This window comes from Cryobacterium sp. Hh38, assembly GCF_004403235.1.
In the GTDB taxonomy this organism is placed as follows: Bacteria; Actinomycetota; Actinomycetes; order Actinomycetales; family Microbacteriaceae; genus Cryobacterium; species Cryobacterium levicorallinum.
This window is the reverse complement of record NZ_SOHD01000001.1, coordinates 1-19209: the sequence shown is the minus strand read 5'-3', so window position 1 is coordinate 19209 and position 19209 is coordinate 1. Positions and strand designations below refer to the sequence as shown.

Genomic DNA, 19209 nt, shown 5'->3' with positions numbered 1-19209 from the left:
CGCACTTCTCGCCGGCCGGCCAGAAGCTGACCCCGAGCCTGCCCGGGACGAACCTGCCGAACCGCCGTGCGCGGACGCGCCGCTGGAGCGTGCCGCTGAGGCCCCGCCACCGCGCCCACTCTGAAGACCGACATTTCCCTGGACCATGTGCGTGACCCTTGTTTTTGCCCGGCCGGCTGGCCGAAAGTGCAAAGTCGATCAGGATATGGCCCACGTTCTAGAAATGTCAACGGGTAGCAGCACAACGACCGGCTCGCCCCAATGTATGTCCGTTGCGGGACTACCGCGACGTTTGGTCTTTAAGCTTGACGTCGGCCGAGGGCCGCCGTAGGCTAAACGACTTTGCGCTTTCCGGATCGGCCGGACGCCAGAAGGGTTTCGAACCATGGCTCACATCGACGTTGTTCAGACGGTCGTCAACACACCCAACTTCTCAGATCACGTCCTTCGCCTGATCCGAGTTATCGCGCAGGACTCCACGGTCCGCAAGGCGTTAGTGACCGGCGGCGGTCTCGTTGCTGTCGCGGCGCTAAAGGTCGTCCTCAAGGACCCTGCCGTCGGCGAGCCCGTCGCGAAATGGTTGAGCGACCTTGCGACTACGGCGAAGTCTGTCGGAAACGTCGTGGATCACTTGGCCGCAACATGACTCAAAGCCAACGACTCTGCGCCCGAGTGAAACGACTCCATCTCTGCAGCCGTAACCCTCTGGATTCTGGCCACGGAAGTCGATGCGCGCAGCAGGCTCCGTCGGGGCGCCGTGAATCCACCTCGGCAGAAATTTAGACGGCCGGGGCCGGCTCGTTCCATCTTGCGTCGATGCGACACAACACCTGAACGTGCACGGGTGCTTCCGGGTTCACTCTCTCGGCGATTGCTTCGAGTTGCCAACCGGAACTGCGGAGCGCACTAACCTCGTCGCAGAGCCAGTCGGGAACCCATCCGATGGGCTCCAGGTGGTCGGTATCAACGACGACGGCTTGAGGATTGTGCTCATTCTCCTCATCTGAGCGGAGGGATAAATTTGCACCCTCCGACAGGGTTCGTACTCTCTCTGCTCCGCCGTCGACGTGTCGAAGACCGGAGACAAAAAATCGGCTGGAAAAGGTGCCGGTACTGCGCACGGGATGCTCGACCACATGAAAGGTGTCGGTAGCACGACCGCCACCGGTCCGCGCGAGAAGCTCCATGGGAACATCGATGGACTCGGCGTCCTGGAGGCCATGCCACTCCAAATACTCTTGATAGGAGGCGCGCCCCGAGGACATGATGCGGTTGGCGAAGAAAACCGGTAGGGCACTCGACACGTATGACCTGTCTAAGACCGGGTATTCGTCGAGGGCAAAAAAGTCTGGGTCGGTAGTGGCAGCAGGAAGATATTGGAACACGTACTTTCCGTCGAGAAGGTGATCGAGTTGTCCGACCTGGACGAACTTCCGAGTCGCAGGATTTTGCCAGATGAGGAGCAGGCGCCGGGCACTTTGCAGCGCTGCGGTCCGGGTATCTTCAAGTCCTTGGGTAGCCATCCAGCAACCTCCTCTTGTTCACTTCAACGAGTTGCACCGTAAATCTACGGGCTGCCTCTGACATCAAGTCTGCCGGTACGTGCGCCACGAGAGCCTGCACCTGATCCAAGTCTAGATTCTCGATCTTAGCCTTCCAATACTGACGCGCGGCAGGCGATGCCCGCGTCAGCGCGTCGTGAGCAACCGCGACGAGGGAGGGCTTCCCCGCGAAGTGGTGGCTTCGACCGCGGGCCGCCCAAGCGATCATCTGGGTGGCGTCGTCGAGGCACCGTTGTCGGCGATCATCATGCTCCTGAAAACCCAGCGCATTTCCGTGATCGAAGGACGGCGAAAGGCTTCGCCGTCCTCGTTCGCTGATCACACCCCAGTTCTCGTGGTGGCGATCTCGACCCGCTACGAGTGCGTCAAGCACGACATATCCTGCCCACACGTCGAAACCCGACAAATCAGACAACTGCGGATCGACTAGCGGCGCAGCCACGCCCGCCAGGGAACGGCAAACCGCCTCCACTGTGTAGTCCACGTTCCCTCTACCGAGACCGGTTTGGTAGAACGGATTCGATTCAGACAACAGGCTGTTGCCATGCACGAGCCTCTGCCCCGTATGAAGAGAGATAACGGACCGCGAAACAATTCCGCGCTGCTCGCGGCAGTATGCGGGACGGATCTCTGCCGTTGGGATGCCGATCAGAGTTGCGATGTGATGGACGGTCCATTCCGCCCAATCCTCCCCGCGAACTTCACCGTCTCTCGATCGGGCATATTTGAAAAGCCAATGATGACCATCGGCGGGATCAACCACCCAGAACTTGGGTTTGCTCCCGAGCGGCTCATCCTCGCTCCCTTCATCCTTGATCGGGACAGGAATCCACTCGATCGGCATAGCCCCACGCTACTGGGCGATGGAGCGCCGTTGTCACGTCGACTCCACCCAGTGCAGCTGACGGACGTAGCGTCCGGCGCCGATAACACTCCATATGTCAGATTCTGTTTTGCCCATCCCGGCCAACCCGCCGATCACCCTGTCCTGCTCAGAGCACGGCCAAACGTGCTGCGTTCCAGCCCGACTCGGACAGCCGAAGTCCGGACGATGCCACTTCCTCCCCTGGCGTGCGGTACGGGCAGGTCTACCTGTCACCGAATCGCGCGGAAGACCCGTGCATCAGCGCGGCAGTTTGTAGCCGTTCTGATCCCACTGCGGAAGCGGCTCATTGAACTTCTCGTAGAAATCAAGAACGTCGTCGTAGCTCCTCGCGACAGCCGCATGGAGAACAGGCAGGACTTCTTCGGGTGCGACAGGAATCGCGTATAGGAGCGTCTCCAAACCGAACTCGGCATCAGTGGTTCCGTCAACGGCAGTATCCAGTTCGGAACACTCCCAAATGAAGGGATGGGTTTCACTCTGCCAACGGATGGTCTCATCGGTGGACGCGACGATGCGTTGGCCATCGGTCGCGCGCTTTGCGATCTCCTCAGGATGCCCCGCAGGCTGGGGTGCAACTGCCTCTGTGATCTTCGTATCGCCTCCTAAGAGGCAAACTCCCGAGCCTTCCGACCAGATCTTGAACCCCTTGATTCTGCGCCCGGTCTCAGGGTCACGCATAAAGATGTCTAGGGAATGGTCGTCACCCAGAACAACAAACTCGCCGCCGAGGCAGTCAAGATCTTCAGGGCGCGTATCGAGCAGTCCTAGGGTCTCAACTCGTACCTTTGACAGCGGTCGCGCCTTGCGAAGCGGGATCTGTTCCGTCGGATGGATTTTCATGTCTCTCCCCTATTCCTCTTGTGACACACCCAGTCAACTCCTCACCGGTAAGGATCGACGTTGAAGGGCTCGAGTGGAGCATCCTTCTTAACGTACAGCGGGTGATGCGGGTGGCCGCCCTTGGTCACCCGACCGCGGGATACCCAGGAGCAGTTTGCTACTTCTGGAAGTGCGACGATGTCTTGCAGGAGCGACGGCAGGTAGCCCCTCAGCTCGACGAGCTGTCCCCAAGCGCCCCAGAGCGTAAGATTCCGCCCGCCTACGAAGGCTGCGATCTGGCGCTCGTTCTCGTTCTTGAATGCAGGACGGACGCACTCGTCCAGGCCATCCGGATCGGTCGAACGTTGAGCATAGACGTTCAGCATGACGAAGCTGTCGAAGCCGTTCAGTGCAGCCACCTGGCTCACGATGTTTACGGTCCGGTCGAGGTGATTCGGCTCCGCGGTGCTCGGGTTGATCCCGAAACAGACGAGAGGTTTCTCGCCCACCGTCCCGAGGACGAATCGCGCCGAATTGTCGGCGTTGCGTTCATAGAGCCATTGCACTCAGTGACTTCCCTTCAAATGTTCCATGTGGGCCGACCCTGCGCAGATAGTAGGTCGGGGACAGTCTTGCCCAACCGGTTATCGAACCCGCTTGCAACTGCGGCACAGTCGGTATTGCTGGTTCGTCGCCCCGCAATGGCGACAGCGCGCTTCCAAGGCCTTTGATAGCGTTTCCCTCTCTCGCTGGTAACCGGCATGGCTCTCGGCCGCCGTGCGACTATCAGACGCCGTTCCACGCGGCCGAGGTTCCGAACCGGATATTTTGTCCGCATCCATTTTCTGAAGCATCTTGCGCTTCTCGATTCCGGCCTTGCGCTGCTCCTCCAGCCGCTGGTGTTCTAAGTCCAACAGCGCGTCGGAAAGCGCGGCAGGATCGGAGAGGGATTTCGCGTTGTCAGGGACATCAAGATTCTCGACCCACTGAACGACGAAGGCGGCGCCAGCAATGCCTGTCAGCATGAACGCCGACGGCAGCGAGCGTGCCTGAATCACCAGAACCGCACGCTGCAACGAATTTAGGTGACGCCAATGCTCCGAAAGCGTCTCTGCGCTGACGATGAAGTAGGCACACAAGCAAAAGGCGCAGTCGAGAGCGACCCGCGATGATTCATCGAAAAGGGGTCCTGCCCCTAAGGCCCTATTCTGCATGGATTCGGTGATGTTCAGAATGGTCTCGTCTCTCGCCGCGCCCAATTCGACGCCATGTCGATGGCCGTGTTGTCACGGATACTGACTGTCACTTCGCGTGTCCACGTGCCGCAAGTCACCTGCGAGTTCCGGAAGTGATCTCCACGGCTCGGGTGAAAAGCCTCACGACGCCGCAGCGGTCGCTGCCACATGCTTCAACACGTCGATCAGGTTTGTCACCTGTGCATTGGTGAACAGCTCGTCCGGCCCGTGCGGCGCGTAATCAGTGAAAGGCGCTTCATACAGAAGACCCGTCGCCACTGCGCCACGCTGGGTGAGCTGATCGATGATGAGCTTGACGAACGCCAACTGGTTCGCNTGAAGGTCACGCCGCCGACGAAAGAGTCCAAGGCTTCGGATGCCGCGCCGCGATCCATGCCCGCGACCGACCGGATGAACAGGCCGAGTCCGTTGGCTTCGGTGGCGCCCGCCGCTATTTCGGCGGGTGAGAACCCGCCGGTTTCGGTCAGGATGCGTTCGAGTTCGGCCAGGTCGAGGGCCGTGAGCTGGCGTCCCATGCGCAGCTTGTGCAGCACGACCTGGTCCTGGTGTTCGCGGAGGAACGCGAGGAGCTTCTCGCGAAAGCGATCCCGGTCAACACCGGGCGTCACGATCCGCACCTCAGCCGGCTCAAACTCGCCAAGGGTGTCTTCAAAGTCGGTGTACACGATGGCCTGCTTCGTCTTATCGACGAGGCGCACGAGAGCGCGGAGCCGCAACCGCATCAGCTCGAGCATGCCGACGGTCACGCCGTCCCACCACTCATCACTGGCGACGGCCTGAATCAGCTCAAGGTTCTGTTTGATGACCGGGATGTTGCGTTGCTCGCCGAGCGCGTCGGCAATGGCTTGCAGCCGCACCTTGGCACGAGCAAATGCGTCTACATCTTCCGGTTCTAGGCTCACGACTCCGAGCTGGCCCCGGAGCGCGAGCAGGTCGAAGCGTTTGGCGTCTTCATCGGTGTCTAGGGCGTGCACGCTCGACGGTAAGCCCGATAGGTGCTCGGCGGCAGCATCCAACTCTTCGGCCGTTGGAGTGTTCCAGGCGTTGACGGTGGCGAAATGCTCAGCCTGCCGCAGATGTTTTCGTACGAGGAAGTTGCCGTGGTTCATGCCGGCGACGGTGTCGTGCAACCGGGTGGCCAGCGACAACCGCAGGGCCATGTGGCTTTCGTGGGGTGAGGCGAGGGAGTCGAGCGCCCGAAGCAGACCAATCCGCGCTTTGAAGGAGCGTTGGTGCAGAGGTTCTACCTGGCTGGCAGCAGCGTCCGTCATCTCCGCGTTGAAGAACTCGATGTTGCCGCAGACGTCGAAGATCATGAAGTCTTCTTTGTCGGCGCCGGGCCCATATAGGTCGGGGCGGAGGCGTGTGCCGCGGCCGATCATCTGCCAGTACTTGGTCTTCGAGTACACGGGCTTGAAGAAGACCAGGTTCACGACGTCCGGCACGTCGATGCCCGTGTCGAGCATGTCCACCGAGATCGCGATCTGCGGGGACCCGTCGGTCTTGGAGAAAGTGCCTATCAGATTTTGCACGTATTCGGTCTTGTAGGTGACAACTCGGGCGAACTGACCGGCGAACTCGGGGTAGTTGGCGTTGAACCGGTCGGCGATGAACTCGGCGTGCGCATTGGTCTTCGCAAACACGATGGTCTTGCCGAGCCGGTCACCTCCGGCCACCCACCGGCCCTCGCGCATGAGTACTTCCAGCACCTTGTCGACGGTGTCGGCGTTGAACAACCACTTGTTCACCGCAGCCGCATCGATCGCGTCGGGAACGAGGCCGTCATCCCAATCGAGCATGTCCCATTGGTCGCGCTCGTCAGCGCTCAAATCGGCGTAGCGGATGCCGCGGTTCATAAACCCCAGCGCGATTGGCCGTGCGACGGGCGGTACCAAGTACTTGTCGGCGATGGCCTGACCGAGCTCATACGAATCGGTGGGGACCCCGTCTTCCAGGTTGAAGAGACTGTAGGTGTTGTGGTCGACCTCATCCTTCGGCGTCGCGGTGAGGCCCACGAGCAGGGAGTCGAAGTAGGAGAAGATCTCGCCGTATTTTTGGTACACCGACCGGTGCGCTTCGTCGATGATGATCAGGTCGAAGTAGCCGGGGCCGAACCGGCGCAGCCCCCCGCCCGCATCGTCGCCCGTGGAACCGCCCTGGTCGATCAGCCCCATCATCGTGCCGTACGTCGAGACGAACACACGCCCGTCGGTATCGCGGTCCGTGAGCAGGTTCACCGGGGCCGCAGCCGGCAGGTGCTCTTTGAACGCTCCCGCGGCCTGATTGACCAAGGCGATCCGGTCGGCGAGGAAGAGCACACGTTTGGCCCAGTTGGCCCGCATGAGAAGGTCGGTGAGGGCAATCACCGTGCGGGTCTTGCCACTGCCGGTGGCCATCACCAGCAGTGCCTTCCGTTCGTGGCCGGCCTCGAAGCTCTCGGCGATCTTGGCCACGGCCTGAACTTGGTAGTGCCGCCCCACAATGTCGGTGTTGATCGTCGTGCCCGGTGCCTTGCCCGAGGCAACGAGAAGATGCTTCGCCGTACGTCGCTGCACCAGCAGCGCAAGCTGGTCGCGGGTATAGAACCCGGCCACCTGCCGCGGCGGGTACATCGTGTCGTCCCAGATGTGGTGTTCGTACCCGTTCGTGTAAAAGATCACCGGGCGTTGACCGAACTGTTGCTCGAGGGCATCCGCGTAGAGCCGGGCCTGTTCCTGGCCCACTTTGGGGTCACGGGTGGTGCGCTTGGCCTCGACCACGCCAAGCGGTAGGCCGTCATCGCCCCAGAGCACGTAGTCCACGAACCCCTTGCCGGGGGCGCTGCTCTTCGCCCCGGCCGCCGCGGGCATTCCGATGACCGGAAACTCCCGATCGCGATCCTCGGTGAGGGGCCAACCAGCTTCGCTGAGCAGCAGGTCTATGAACAGATGCCGGGTTTCGTTCTCACGGTAATCATGCGTGTCGGGGATGACCGTGTTCGCAGCGGTGATGGCGGCCATAGCTGCGCGCAGCTCCGCGAGTTCAGCGGCCATGCTGTCGTTGTCTGCGTTGGCCTTCGCCAGCTGTGCGTCTTTGGCAGCGTTCCCTTCGGCGAGTTTCTGCAACTGTTCACGAGTGTGAGCCGCAGCCCCCGGCTGCGGGCGAGGAATCGAGGCGGCATCAAACGGAACCCCCGGCGCTGGGCGCAGCTCGGGCGTCGCCGCGTAACGGGACGCAAGCCAGATCAGCACATGAAAGAGCTCCCGAACCACCGGCAGACTCTGGGCGTCAGTCATCGCCCCGGCGCGGTGCACGGCATCGTTGCCACGCATGCGAATAACGTTCATCTTCGCGTGGATGCCCGGGCCCACCAGCGTCTTGAACGTAGGCTCGAACAACAGGCTCGAGAGGTCGTTGTTGTACGGCAGGCTGAGCGACTCATCAGCCTGATAGAGCCAATGCACGGTCAGTTCAAGAGTGCGACGGGCATAGAAAACGGATGACCGAGGCTCACCGAAGGCGTAGTGTTCAGCCCGCCGCGCTTCGTCACTGATGCCCGGCCACGCCGCAGTCACAAAATCGAAATTACCCATCCACACACCCCCGTGGTCACAAACGCTTATAAGGCAGACTCTATCGGCCAGCACTGACGCCGAAGGAGTTCGCCCCTATTCGAAGTAGTCTTCGTCGACCTCAACGACCTCGTACGTGCGCTTAATCTGCACACCCACGCGGTACCGAATCATGAGCTCCGCCAGACGCGGCCCATCAATGAGAACAACCCGGCTCGGAATCTGCCCCACATACTCGCGGGCCCCCTTGGAAAAAAGGCCCGTGGTGACAAAGACACCCTGGGCAGCCCCCTTGCCAGCCAACGCACCCACGAAACCCTGAATCTCGGGACGCTGCACGGAGTTTCCCTCGCCGTAGCGCTTCGCCTGCACGTAAATGCGGTTGAGGCCGAGAGCGTCCTGATCAATCACGCCATCCACCCCACCATCACCAGAGCCACCGAGGCGCCGCCCACGCTCCTCAGTACCGCCGTAACCCATCTTGTTGAGCACATCCACGACCGCCTGCTCGAAGAAATCGGGATGTTTCTCCCGCAGCTTCCGAATCAGTTCGGAGGCAGCCTCGGATTCAAACGCCGCAATACCAGCCTCGATCAGTTCCATCGGGTCTTCGTCCATGTCCGGGCTCTCGGAACCGCTTGCCAACGCCCCGTTGCTGAGCGGGCCACGCGACGGGATATACGCCAGAAATGCGGGAATCTCCTCTAGGGCACTCTTGCCAAAACCGGCCGGGTATTCTTCCAGTAAGTTCTGGCCGGTGGACGTTATCCTCCTGACCGCTCTCATGGGTTTCTCCAGTGCCTGAGCCTGGAAGAGATGGGACGTGGCCCACCCGATGCGGTTGATCGCCCGATACTGACCGGACGGAAGCAACTCATTGCGCTGCTCCGAAGTGACACCCGCCTTGTCGAGCGTTGCCTGCTCCAAGTCCTTCTTGGACCATGAATTTCCATCGGAGAGGACCTCTAAGAGTGGTCGCATGAAGACGTGCCACTGCGGCAGCGTTGAGATGTTGTCGGGCTGCTCAACCGATTCGACCAGATCACTCATAGCTCTCCTCGGAAGGCCCGGTGCTGCAGGGATGCGAAGAGTTCATCGAGCAGCACTTCCTCGTATTGCGAAGCGCTTTTGTGGCCCATCAAAACACCGATTTGGGTTGCAAACGCCTTTTGGTGCTCAATTTTAGGAATCGCGATCTGGATCTTCTGGAATGCGCCCTTGTTAAGAATCGGCATGGTTGTACTTGATGCGCTGTGTACAATTTCGTCGCGTCGCTGGCGGGTTGCGAACAATCCAAAAGTAGAGTCCACGAGGGGGCCCCACTCGACTGCATTGATCTGCTGATTGAAGCCCGACGGTTCGGCAGCCATGCCGATTTTCCCAATCGTTGCTCCGATACAACAGACGAGGAGCGAGCCGGAGGCAACTAGCGGGACTGTGGCAGAACCCGCCTGGCTCAATCCGCGACCGGGCGTCAGTTCGCGCCCCAGATCCCCAGGCGTAACGAATGGAACAAAATCTCCAAACATCCCTTCACGTGCTCCGGGTGGAGTCTTCCCAGTAACTACGCGGCCGAGCTCTCCGAAAGCCATTAGCTCTCCCCGAAAATCGCTAGGGGTTCCAAACATGTCAACAAAGATGGCGTCGGCGAGTTCGTCGAGAAGCTGGAGCGCTCGGCGGCGTTTGGTGCGCAGCTCGTCAGCCTGATCGAGGATCGCCGCGATACGACGCTGCTCCGGGAGAGGTGGCAGTGGAACTTCAAGTTCGCGCGCTCTACCCAAGTTCAGGTTCGAGATGTTCGTCGTCTTTTGCCCAAAGCTTCGAACAATGGCTTGAATACGAGGCGATGAAAACCAGCGATACAGATATCGTGCGTCAACATCGTCTCGGGTAACTCTGAGTAAGCAAATGAACCCTCCAATCGCTGCCTCAAAGTCCAGGTCACCGACCCATGAAGATTTGCCTACCAAGTTCCAACTGTTGGCGCTCGAAATGACGATGTCGCCGTGACGAACCATTTGGGCCTCGTTTTTTACGACGCTCCGCGGAACGAATACAAGATCTGAGGTTTCAAGTTGCGCCTGTACATTCTTGGTTCGAAGACACGCGACAGCCTCAACGTCATCGGACGTCGATACTTGCTCAGGCTTGAAGGTCACACCACGTATGAATTCAGCTAGGTCCCCAAGCGCCGCTATAGCGGTCATACGTGGGCACCCAGGGTCGTCCTCAGCTCTGTCATACCCGCCGAAATATCATCGTCCAGCGCGGCGAGATCGTCCAGGATCTCGACCGGGGTCCGGTGAACGACGACCTCGTGCTCGACCTCTTTGTACCGGTTGAGGGACAGGTCATAGCCCTGGGCGGCGATCTCGGCCTTAGGAACCATGAAGGACTGAGTGGTGCGGGCCCGTGTGAGTTCGGGGCTGTCGGGGGCGGACAGGCTCGACCACCGGGCGAAGGTGTCGGGCAGGTTGTTCTGCTCGTGAACTCTGGTGTCTAGTTCGGTGCGTTTGTCATCCAGGGAGAAGCCGTCGGCCTGCACGTCGTAGAACCACACGTTGTCGGTGCCACCGGAGCTGGTCTTCGTGAAGAACAGGATGGCCGTGGAGACTCCGGCGTACGGCTTGAAGACACCGCTGGGGAGCTTCACGACAGCGTCGAGTTTGTGGTCTTCTACGAGGATGCGGCGCAGTTCTTTGTGGGCCTTCGACGAGCCGAAGAGCACGCCGTCGGGAACGATCACGGCCGCTCGGCCGCCGTTTTTGAGCATGCGCAGCATCAGTACGAGAAAGAGCAGCTCGGTCTTTTTAGTTTTCACGACGTCGAGCAGGTCCTTCGCCGTGGTCTCGTAATCGAGACTTCCGGCGAACGGTGGGTTGGCGAGGACGAGGCTATAACTCTCGGTGGTGGGGTGCAGCTCACCCAGGGAATCACCGCGCTCCATGGTGGGGTTGTCCACTCCGTGCAGCATCAGGTTCATGCTGCCGATGCGGGCCATGGCGGCGTCGGAGTCGTAGCCGGTGAAGGCCGGGCCGTTGAAGTGGGCGCGGCTGGCCGCATCCGTGAAGATTTCGGGGTGGTGCTCCCGCAGGTATTCGCCGGCGACGACGAGAAAGCCGGCCGTTCCCGCGGCGGGGTCGATGATCGTGTCGGTGGGGGTGGGCGCCGTCATGTCGACCATGAGCTTGATGATGTGGCGCGGGGTGCGGAACTGCCCGTTCGTGCCGGCGGTGGCCAGCTTGGAGAGCATGTACTCGTACACGTCACCCTTGGTGTCGCGGTCCTCCATGGGAATGGCAGCGAGCAGGTCAACGACCTTCACGAGCAGGGCGGGGGTGGGGATGGTGAAGCGGGCGTCCTTCATGTTGCGGGCGTAGCTGGAGCCCTTCTCACCGAGCTGCTGCAAGAACGGGAACACGTGCTGCCCCACGATGGTGAACATCTCGTCGGGCGAACGGTTGGAGAAGACCGACCAGCGCATGTCGTTGTAGTCGCGGGGTGCGCGGCCGGTGTCATCTTGGCCGTCGGGGAACACGCGGTTCTCAATCGGCTGGCCGGTGCGGTTCGCTTTGTTCTCGGCGAGGGTGTGCAGGTCGTCGAGCCGGCGAATGAAGAGCAGGTAGGTGATCTGTTCGATCACCTCGACCGGGTTGGCGATGCCGCCGGTCCAAAAAGCGTTCCAGACCTTGTCGATCTGTGATTTCAATTCCCCAGTAACCACTGTGGTGCTCCCCTTGTTGAAACGCATATTTAGTCGAGGCTTGCTCCTCGCTCAACTGCGTTGTGTCGAGTCTTTCAGACTATGAGCGACCGCTGACATCGCAGACCAGCACTCGCGCCCCTGAGCAGGAACAGCGCAGACCTGAAATATCTGGGGCGAAGCGTGAGGCAAAGCCAGTTGGGGGGTCATTTTAACGTGCGAGAGGCTGATGTCGCCCAGGATCCTTAGTGATGGGTGGAAGCGGATGCACCGGCGCCGATGCTGGCGTTGGCCGCCTGATCGACAGCGGCGTCGAGTTCACGGCGTTCCACTTTCGGCACCTCGGAATCCGGCAGGCGCATGTAACTGGCTACCAGCTCGCCCAAGCGCTGCGCATCCGTTCGGGACTGACCTGTTTTCGACCAGGAGGGGAATTTCAAGGTCAGGGTGATGTCTTTGGTGATGACTTCGACGGTGGTTGCCTTGTCGGTTTGGTCGGATCTGCGTACATAGCGGATGTCGTCGACGGCAAGCTCGGTGTCGATCGCGCCCACCCGCCGGAGGGAATCCTGTTTGGTGATGAGGACGCGTTGGTCGGTCACCACGACCCAGCCGGAATCGAGGAAGGGCAGGTTCCAGCGGGAGCAGGATGCGTCACCCAATGCGAGGACCCGCTCACCGGTCCTGAGGCGCAGGGGTAGGATTCGCTCGAGCTCACTCGGGACTTCGCCTTCGAACACGAGGATCGACGGTAGAACGAGGGGTTCGGGCTCCTTCGGAGTGTCCTCTCCTCGGATGGAGACCAAGGCCTGTTGCAACTGCCGCACGAGGGCAGTCGCGTCCTTCGCGGCACGGGACGTACTGCCAATCTTGATGGTTCTCTTTCCGGGAAGTTCGCTGATGACGGCGAACTCTCGGCTGAGCTGGTCGAGGAGCCAGTCAGTCTCGTCCAGTGTCTTCGCATGCAAGGACTTCGCGTTCGACACCAAAGTCCTCAACAACATCTCGTCCTGTGAATTGGACTTCGCGCTCTTGAGCAAGTGGCCAGCGCGCAACGCGTCATAGACAAACCACGACGCTTTTGCCAGGAGAAGCGCATGAATATCCGCGACGATCGCCTGCCCGTGATCAGTCAAGTACTGCTGGCGCTCCTTGTGGCCCAGCTTTGATTCGAGTTCTTTGGCATGCCGTCGAACGGCCGTCTCGTAGAAATCCCATTGATTCGAGAGCTCCCCTTGATAGCCGCGAATCTCCTCAAAAACGGCGCTTGTCACCTCTCCGATCTGACGAGCGTGACCCAGCTCCCGAATGAGCGTTTTGTGGTATCCGATGACGGTCGACAATTCCTTCTGCCGCACGAGTTCCATCACTTTGGAGGTGAGTTCGACGTTGTGCTGGGCAACGTTGGCGATCTGATTGAGCTGGACTTGGATCGCCATCAAGGTGAGCGCTTGGCCCATCGAGGCGATGACCGATGTCGCCGTCGCTGCGGACGCGGGCAGCCACCGCACGGCAGTACCGAATCTTCCAGGGACGCCGAGGGTGCCCAGATTCCACCCGTCCTTGACCACGGGCGTCATGGTTTTGAGAGCCTTGATCGTTTGGGGAGCCAAGCGCACCAGGCCTTGCGCTTGCAGGACACCATTCACTCCCTGAGCAACGACGTTGCCCGCGCCGAACGATCCCGCAACCACTGCAGACATCGCAGAGCGCGTCGCAGTGTCGATCAGGGTGAACGGGACGACCTCCAGGCCCTCGGGCACGTGATCACCGAACAGCACTGCGAGGCCGTTTTCGATCTCGACGAGCGTCGCCACCGGCCCTGCCCCGCCGTCAGTGCCGACAGTGCCGACAGTGCCGACAAGACTAGTTTCTTCGCTAGGTGCGGTGTCCGGTTCCGTCACAATCTCGTCGCTCATCTCAGTTCCTTTGTTTGCAATGCACCTGCGAGGAACTTCAGCGTCTCAGCCCCCTCCGACAATAGCCATGCTATCGAGTCATGGACTTCCGCCGTCAGGGATGAGTCCATGCTCGGCGAGGCGGCCCGAGGATGCAGACCTAGGCTTTACGTATGGCCACATCGAACGACGCAATCACACCTCCCGAACTCGCCCGCGCCCTCGGGCATAGAGACGGCGGGAAGGCGATCCGGCGCTGGCTGCGGACGCAGTCATGGCGCTCCGAGGCCGAAAAAGGCGTGCGCTGGTGTCTCTCGCCCGAGCAGGCCGACTTTGTGAGAAACGAATTCCGTAACCGTTGACCGGCCCTGCCGCACCGCACGCCACTCACCGGGAGATACTCGCCAGCGTTCTCCGCATACGGATGCCCCGGGCCGACCCTGGCCGCAGGGACCATTATCAGCTCGGGTTACTGCCCGGCCCGGCCGCACCGTCGAAGTCATAATCAAAAAACCACTGGGAGGCCAGCCAGGCGACCGCTGCGGCCTTGTGTTCATGCGGTGAACCGTAGCAGCCTTGAACGACTCGTAGGTGGTCGAAGGCCTGTTGCGAGTTGATTCCGGGGCGCGGGTAAAGCTGCACGGTGGCCGGTAACCCATGAAAGAACCACAGGCTTTGGAACGCGGCCCATTTCAGCGCCTCGGGATCTCTCGACGGCTCCGGATTCCTATACTGCTCCGGGATTAGGGCGTAGGCCGGCAGCAGGTCCGGGTTTGCGCCGCGTGCCGGAAAGACCAGGTCGCGCTGCGTGATCGTTGTTGACGGCATCGCAAACGCGTCGCCTTTCGGATCAGTCATGGGGACGACGTCCCCAGACGCGCGCTTCCCCGACGAGATCGCCTGTCCGCGTCACCATAGCTCCTCCATTTGGAGCTTCGCGGCCGCCAAGACCGCCTCCGGCTCCCGAAGGTGGTCCACCGGCCGGCCTTCCCCGGCGAATGACGTGGACGGACTCAGCATCCAGAGACTCAGGCTCTCGGTGGTCCACTCGTTGACGCGGGCCAGATCGAGCAAGGTCTCAACAAATGGAAGGATGACCGACAGCTCCCGATCGAATTGAAATCCGAAGTACCGGTAAGAGTTCCCGCGTCGAACGCCGATGATCTGGCCTGCTTTCCGACGTTCCGAGAACCAATTGCGAGCCGTTGGTGGGACTTGGAGAAGTTGGGCGACTTCCCGCTCCGTGAGCAGCCCGAACTCTGCGTCCAATAGCCGCCACATGTGTTCTGTTGCGAGGAGGCTGTAGGCGAGTTCCAATGACATCGTCGCGGACTGTGCCTGAGCAGCGACACCGTCGTCCGACCTGCTCAGTGAGGCAGCCGCGTCGAGTCCGGCACCAGCGTGATCGTCAGTCATGTTTCGATTCTGCACGGCCAGATCGGCAGGAGCCAGACGACGCCGAAAGTGTATTCCGGCACGGACCGCGGCCCTATCCGTGCGTCACACGCCGGCCTGGTAGGGATCGAGTGCGAAGTTTTGTAGGCAACGAGAAGTCTGGTCTCGCTTATCTCGTCAACGTCCCCATGTCCAGAAGCCCGAGCCGCTGAGATCGAGCATGCGCTCTCGCGACAAGCGCCCCCGACGATACGCCAGGCGCTGTTTCGCCGCCCACGCCGCGAGGGAGTGTTCCTTGTCTTCGTGGCTCCGGAGGCGGGGCACCCGCCCGTTCTCCGTGATGAAGTCTCGATACTCCCTGAAGCGTGAGATCCAAACGTCGTCGCGGAGATGAAAGCTGAACCCTTCGATGGCCGCGAGCCGGCGCTCCTGATATGTGCAGAGGCGCGCTCCAGCGAAGGCTCGGCGTTGCGCGCGAACGAAGGCGGTCAGGGTTTTCTCTTCGTCAGAAATCGAGTTGGCTGGTAGCCGACGGTTCTCGCGAGGCATTCGGTTCAGACGCGCGATGAAGTCCTCCAACGCGAAAACGTTCTGGAGCCACCTTATGATGGCGTCGGGGATCTGGGCCTCGCCGGGTTGCGCATCTCGAAGCTGTAGTTCGCGAACGAAGTAGCTAAGGGAACGGGCCTGATCGGCGCTGAGCCCGTCGGGTCCGAGTCGTCGAACCCTTGCGTACTCGGTATGGAGGGTCGACAGAGCGTTTGGTTCGGTCATGAGCATCTTTCCGACCCGCACGGCGTGCGGTATCGGAAAGGACATGCGCGGCACGGCACGGCGCCGGCGAAAAGATGTATTCCTGCACGGAGCACACCCGCGCCTAAAGGAAATTAGCCTCGGAGCCTGACTCCTAATTCGGGGGCCAACGGCCGGAGGTTCCCATGAGTACGACAGACGCACCCGATGACAACACCGTCACATCCTTGACTGGCAGTGAAGGTGGACTGTGGCAGGTCTCAACCCGCGACAGCACCCACTACTTTGATCTGGACGCGCACACTGTGACCCGGGTGCCCGGCACCAACGCCACCCCGGGGATCAACGATGTGGCACGGCCACTGCGAAGCATTGACACCCTCACCGTGGGTCGCGGTGGGCGCTGGACCATGCATACTGACGGATGGTCAGACTCGATCGACTACTACTGGCACGAAAGCTCGCTCGTGGCGAAAATCGAACGAGTCATTTCGGAACGTCCGGCGTAGTTTCCGAAGAGGCCGGCGACTGCTCCTTGTCGTGCCCTAGAGGTTCGGCAGCAACGAGCTCGGCAGCAAGAACGCGAACCTCTGGGAACGCAGCGGTCCAGATCAGGAGATCGGTGATGGTCATCATCGTTTCGCCTCGCAGAATACGGCTGACCCTGTCGTAGGTCATCTCCACGGGGAATTCGGCGCCTTCCAGAAACAATCGCAGCGTGCCGGATCGTCTCGTGATGCATTCTCGGATGGTGTTGGCGACCAGATGCTGGAATTGCGCAGCAGCTAGCTGCGCATCCGATTTACCAACGGCAGCGCACGCAATCCCCATCTTTCCGAAGCTCTTGGGGACCTGCATCCGAGCTCGCGGTTCGAACACGTGACCGCCAGGTTTGGGCTTCTTGGGCATGATCAAAGCCTATCAGGACGCGAATATCTACCGGATATTTATCACAATTTCTAGTCACATAGCAGTTATTACAAACAGATTGAAGTTACACCGCTTTGTGCGACACCCGATTCACGTCGGATCGCATAGAGACCGTATGACCCCCTCCCACTCATCCCCCTCCCCGTCCCTGCATACTCGTGCTGCGTTCCGCCTTCCGCTTTCCAGCTCGGCCTCGGTTAGCTCGACCGTCTACTTCGAACATCCCACGCGCCCACAGCGCGAGCGCACCAGCACCAGCACCAGGAAACACCATGCCCCCGCCCGTAGCCCTCTCCAGACTTCGACCTGCATCACGAGGATGTGCTGGAGCGACCCGTGGGTTTTCGACGCCCAACTCATCAGCAGCCTGCTCGGCCGGCTGCGACGCACCAACCTCGTCGACGACCCGACAGGCATCGCGCCCAGCATTCACTCAGTCCTTCCGGCAGCGTGCGTCACCGTGATGGTGCGGTACCAGCCCGAAATATCGCCGCAGCGGTGGGAACGCATCCGAGAGTTCGTTGAAGACACTGTCGCTATCACCGCACCCAATTGTGCGTACACGACGTCTCGGCTTCTTATCGTCTGCTCGCACTATGTGGACTGGGCGGTAAACGTCGCCGGCTTCCCGCTGCAGCCGCAGATTATCTTCCGCCCTGACCTCATCTCGCGGTACACCAGCGATGTCATGAACCAGGCAGAAGGAACACGCCGCAACTACCGAGCAATCCTGCTGCGCATCTCCGAGGTACTCCTCCCCGATAGCCCCGCGGCAGAGCTGACGGCGCTGAATTCACGCGTCAGCATGGAGCCGTACTCCGACGCAGACCTGACCCGGCTCGAGTTCTGGGCCAGGGGACAGAACACGCCCGGTCGGGAACGCAACGCAACCGTTCTGTTGGCGCTCTGCACCGGAGGCGGCCTGTGGTCCAACGAGGTGTGTGAAGCGCGGCGTGAGGATATCCAGTTCGATAGCCACGGCGCGCTCGTGGCCGTGCGCGGCAACAATGCCCGCCAAGTGCCACTTCTGGCACGCTGGGAGCCCTGGCTGCGTGTGGCCCTGGACGGACTCAACGCTGGCGACCGCGTATTCGGCAGCCCGACCCGTAAGAACAACAGCAAGAACCTCGTCACCGGTTTCATTCAACAAAGCGTTCAGCCGCCCGGAATGCCGCGGCCGCAAACCAACCGCATGCGAGCGACCTGGCTCGTGACACACCTGGCCGGTCGCACCGACATGCGCGCGCTCATGACCGCCAGCGGCGTCGGCAAATTCGAGAACCTTGCCCGCCTTCTTCAGCACGTGCCCGAGCTGGACACCCTCACGTACCGCAAACACCTGCGTGGGGAGCTGAACAAGTGATTCCGCGTATTGACCGCGCGCGCGTGCACGACGCTGAGGCCTGGATGCTTGAGGCATTTGGCATGACGAACGCCATGTATATGCGCCGCATCACGACAGACCCCCTCCGGGTCTACGTGAGCGAGACAATGCGTGTTCTTGAGTCCGCCAAAGTTCGTGCGCTTATCAAGACATGGCGACTCGAATCCGGCTTCACCTCTCCGCGAGGCCGCAAGCAAACCATCGACGAACATGCCGCCCTCGCAGTGATTCTCATCCAAATACGTATCGACAGTGACCTCCGCTTCAACAACATGGCCTCGACAATTCTGCGTTTGACGGATGCCGAACGCGAAAGCCTTGGCATCCGCGTTCACGACGTCGAGCATGCCTTCTGGTACGACTGCCTCTGGCGAGCCGTCTCGCGGCTGCAACGCCTCATCGACCCCTTCCCCGGCAACCGCCGCAAACTACCCACCCGCCAGGAATACAAGGAGATTCTCGCCGCTCGCGACCCAGCCGACACCGCCGTCAAGCAGGCTCGCCTCTCCACCCTCTGCAACGGGCTACTGAACGGGTCCATCGCGCTCATGCCTCGAGAACTCCGCCGCCGGTTCAAGGGCAACACGGCCCTCGACGCAACGAAAATTCCTCTCAACGGCTGGCTCGGCGGTCCAAGCAGGAAGAACCCTGATGGCGCTCACTGCAGCATTAACTACGACGGCGGCTGGTACGTACGTCAGGGCAACCACGACGGCAGCGGAACCACCTACAAGGACAAGCGAGAGTGGGCCATCGAAGCTGAAATCACCACCATGACCGCTAACACGCCGGGGGAACGCGCGAACTTTCCCCTGCTCGCCCACGGCGTCAGCTTTCACAAACCAGGCAAGATTGCCGGCGAAGGAAACCGGTTGGTCAAGGCCATTCTCGCAGCCGGCTTCCCCATCCTGCACTTCATGGCCGACCGCGCCTACCTGCCCCGCAGCACCGCTGACACCCTGCAGGCCACTCTGGCCGAAATTGGCGCCAAGCCGGTCTTCGACTACGACAAGGACGAGCACGGCCAGACAACCTTCTACGAGGACCTCATCCAAGTCGGCGGCCAGTGGTA

At 60.9% G+C, this 19209-nt stretch carries 18 protein-coding genes and 1 pseudogene; 5 read left to right on the top strand and 14 right to left on the bottom strand.

Annotated elements, in window-relative coordinates; genetic code table 11:
* The first annotated feature begins 385 nt into the window (after positions 1-385).
* A complete protein-coding gene (locus E3T41_RS00095; RefSeq protein ID WP_134476671.1) occupies positions 386-646 on the top strand; it encodes a hypothetical protein in 261 nt (86 codons plus the stop codon).
* Between the two features lie 133 nt (positions 647-779).
* Here the strand turns inward: E3T41_RS00095 and E3T41_RS00090 are convergent, their stop codons facing one another.
* The 10 genes and pseudogenes from E3T41_RS00090 to E3T41_RS00045 all read right to left on the bottom strand — a co-directional run bounded on the left by E3T41_RS00090 (position 780) and on the right by E3T41_RS00045 (position 13696).
* On the bottom strand, positions 780-1523 hold the full coding sequence (locus E3T41_RS00090) for an HIRAN domain-containing protein (RefSeq protein WP_134476669.1): 744 nt from the start codon (positions 1521-1523) through the stop codon (positions 780-782).
* Positions 1504-2406, bottom strand: coding sequence for a hypothetical protein (locus E3T41_RS00085; RefSeq protein ID WP_134476667.1), 903 nt, complete (start codon positions 2404-2406; stop codon positions 1504-1506). Before E3T41_RS00085 ends, E3T41_RS00090 begins: the two co-directional genes overlap by 20 nt.
* A 279-nt stretch (positions 2407-2685) precedes the next feature.
* The gene (locus E3T41_RS00080) at positions 2686-3288 is read right to left on the bottom strand and encodes a hypothetical protein (protein ID WP_134476665.1); all 603 of its coding nucleotides are present in this window, start codon (positions 3286-3288) and stop codon (positions 2686-2688) included.
* A 41-nt stretch (positions 3289-3329) separates the two neighbouring features.
* A complete protein-coding gene (locus E3T41_RS00075; protein ID WP_134476663.1) occupies positions 3330-3833 on the bottom strand; it encodes a DUF1643 domain-containing protein in 504 nt (167 codons plus the stop codon).
* A 78-nt stretch (positions 3834-3911) separates the two neighbouring features.
* Positions 3912-4526 (bottom strand): hypothetical protein, encoded by a 615-nt coding sequence (locus E3T41_RS00070; RefSeq protein WP_134476661.1) that lies wholly within the window; start codon positions 4524-4526, stop codon positions 3912-3914.
* A gap of 117 nt (positions 4527-4643) precedes the next feature.
* Positions 4644-8095, bottom strand: a pseudogene (locus E3T41_RS00065) (DEAD/DEAH box helicase family protein).
* A 75-nt stretch (positions 8096-8170) separates the two neighbouring features.
* A complete protein-coding gene (locus tag E3T41_RS00060; RefSeq protein WP_134476660.1) occupies positions 8171-9124 on the bottom strand; it encodes a restriction endonuclease in 954 nt (317 codons plus the stop codon).
* Positions 9121-10281, bottom strand: a complete 1161-nt coding sequence (locus tag E3T41_RS00055) for a restriction endonuclease subunit S (RefSeq protein ID WP_134476658.1) — start codon at positions 10279-10281, stop codon at positions 9121-9123. The genes E3T41_RS00060 and E3T41_RS00055 overlap by 4 nt, the downstream gene beginning before the upstream one ends.
* Positions 10278-11783, bottom strand: a complete 1506-nt coding sequence (locus E3T41_RS00050) for an N-6 DNA methylase (protein ID WP_370256838.1) — start codon at positions 11781-11783, stop codon at positions 10278-10280. The genes E3T41_RS00055 and E3T41_RS00050 overlap by 4 nt, the downstream gene beginning before the upstream one ends.
* A gap of 239 nt (positions 11784-12022) precedes the next feature.
* Entirely contained in the window at positions 12023-13696 is a 1674-nt protein-coding gene (locus E3T41_RS00045) for a hypothetical protein (RefSeq protein WP_134476656.1), read from the bottom strand.
* A 152-nt stretch (positions 13697-13848) separates the two neighbouring features.
* Here E3T41_RS00045 and E3T41_RS00040 point away from each other — a divergent pair, with 152 nt between their 5' ends.
* Positions 13849-14037: a hypothetical protein gene (locus E3T41_RS00040; protein ID WP_134476654.1), complete on the top strand. Its 189-nt coding sequence runs from the start codon at positions 13849-13851 to the stop codon at positions 14035-14037.
* A gap of 97 nt (positions 14038-14134) precedes the next feature.
* On the opposite strand, the gene E3T41_RS00035 is transcribed toward E3T41_RS00040, so the two are convergent.
* From E3T41_RS00035 to E3T41_RS00025, 3 genes are all read right to left on the bottom strand, one after another.
* Positions 14135-14533 carry a hypothetical protein gene (locus E3T41_RS00035; RefSeq protein ID WP_134476652.1) on the bottom strand — a complete coding sequence of 133 codons (399 nt, stop codon included), beginning with the start codon at positions 14531-14533 and terminating at the stop codon, positions 14135-14137.
* A 51-nt stretch (positions 14534-14584) separates the two neighbouring features.
* A complete protein-coding gene (locus E3T41_RS00030) occupies positions 14585-15091 on the bottom strand; it encodes a helix-turn-helix domain-containing protein (RefSeq protein ID WP_134476650.1) in 507 nt (168 codons plus the stop codon).
* 156 nt (positions 15092-15247) lie between these two features.
* Complete coding sequence (locus E3T41_RS00025; RefSeq protein ID WP_166791461.1) at positions 15248-15844, bottom strand: helicase associated domain-containing protein; 597 nt, start codon at positions 15842-15844, stop codon at positions 15248-15250.
* A 164-nt stretch (positions 15845-16008) separates the two neighbouring features.
* Between E3T41_RS00025 and E3T41_RS00020 the strand changes: the two genes are divergently transcribed.
* A complete protein-coding gene (locus tag E3T41_RS00020; RefSeq protein ID WP_134476646.1) occupies positions 16009-16332 on the top strand; it encodes a hypothetical protein in 324 nt (107 codons plus the stop codon).
* On the opposite strand, the gene E3T41_RS00015 is transcribed toward E3T41_RS00020, so the two are convergent.
* A complete protein-coding gene (locus E3T41_RS00015) occupies positions 16310-16732 on the bottom strand; it encodes a hypothetical protein (protein WP_134476640.1) in 423 nt (140 codons plus the stop codon). The genes E3T41_RS00020 and E3T41_RS00015 overlap by 23 nt on opposite strands.
* 340 nt (positions 16733-17072) lie before the next feature.
* Between E3T41_RS00015 and E3T41_RS00010 the strand changes: the two genes are divergently transcribed.
* Positions 17073-18116 (top strand): site-specific integrase, encoded by a 1044-nt coding sequence (locus tag E3T41_RS00010; RefSeq protein ID WP_134476639.1) that lies wholly within the window; start codon positions 17073-17075, stop codon positions 18114-18116.
* On the top strand, positions 18113-19209 hold a 1097-nt coding region (locus tag E3T41_RS00005; RefSeq protein WP_134476638.1), incomplete at its 3' end, for a hypothetical protein. The genes E3T41_RS00010 and E3T41_RS00005, both read left to right, overlap by 4 nt.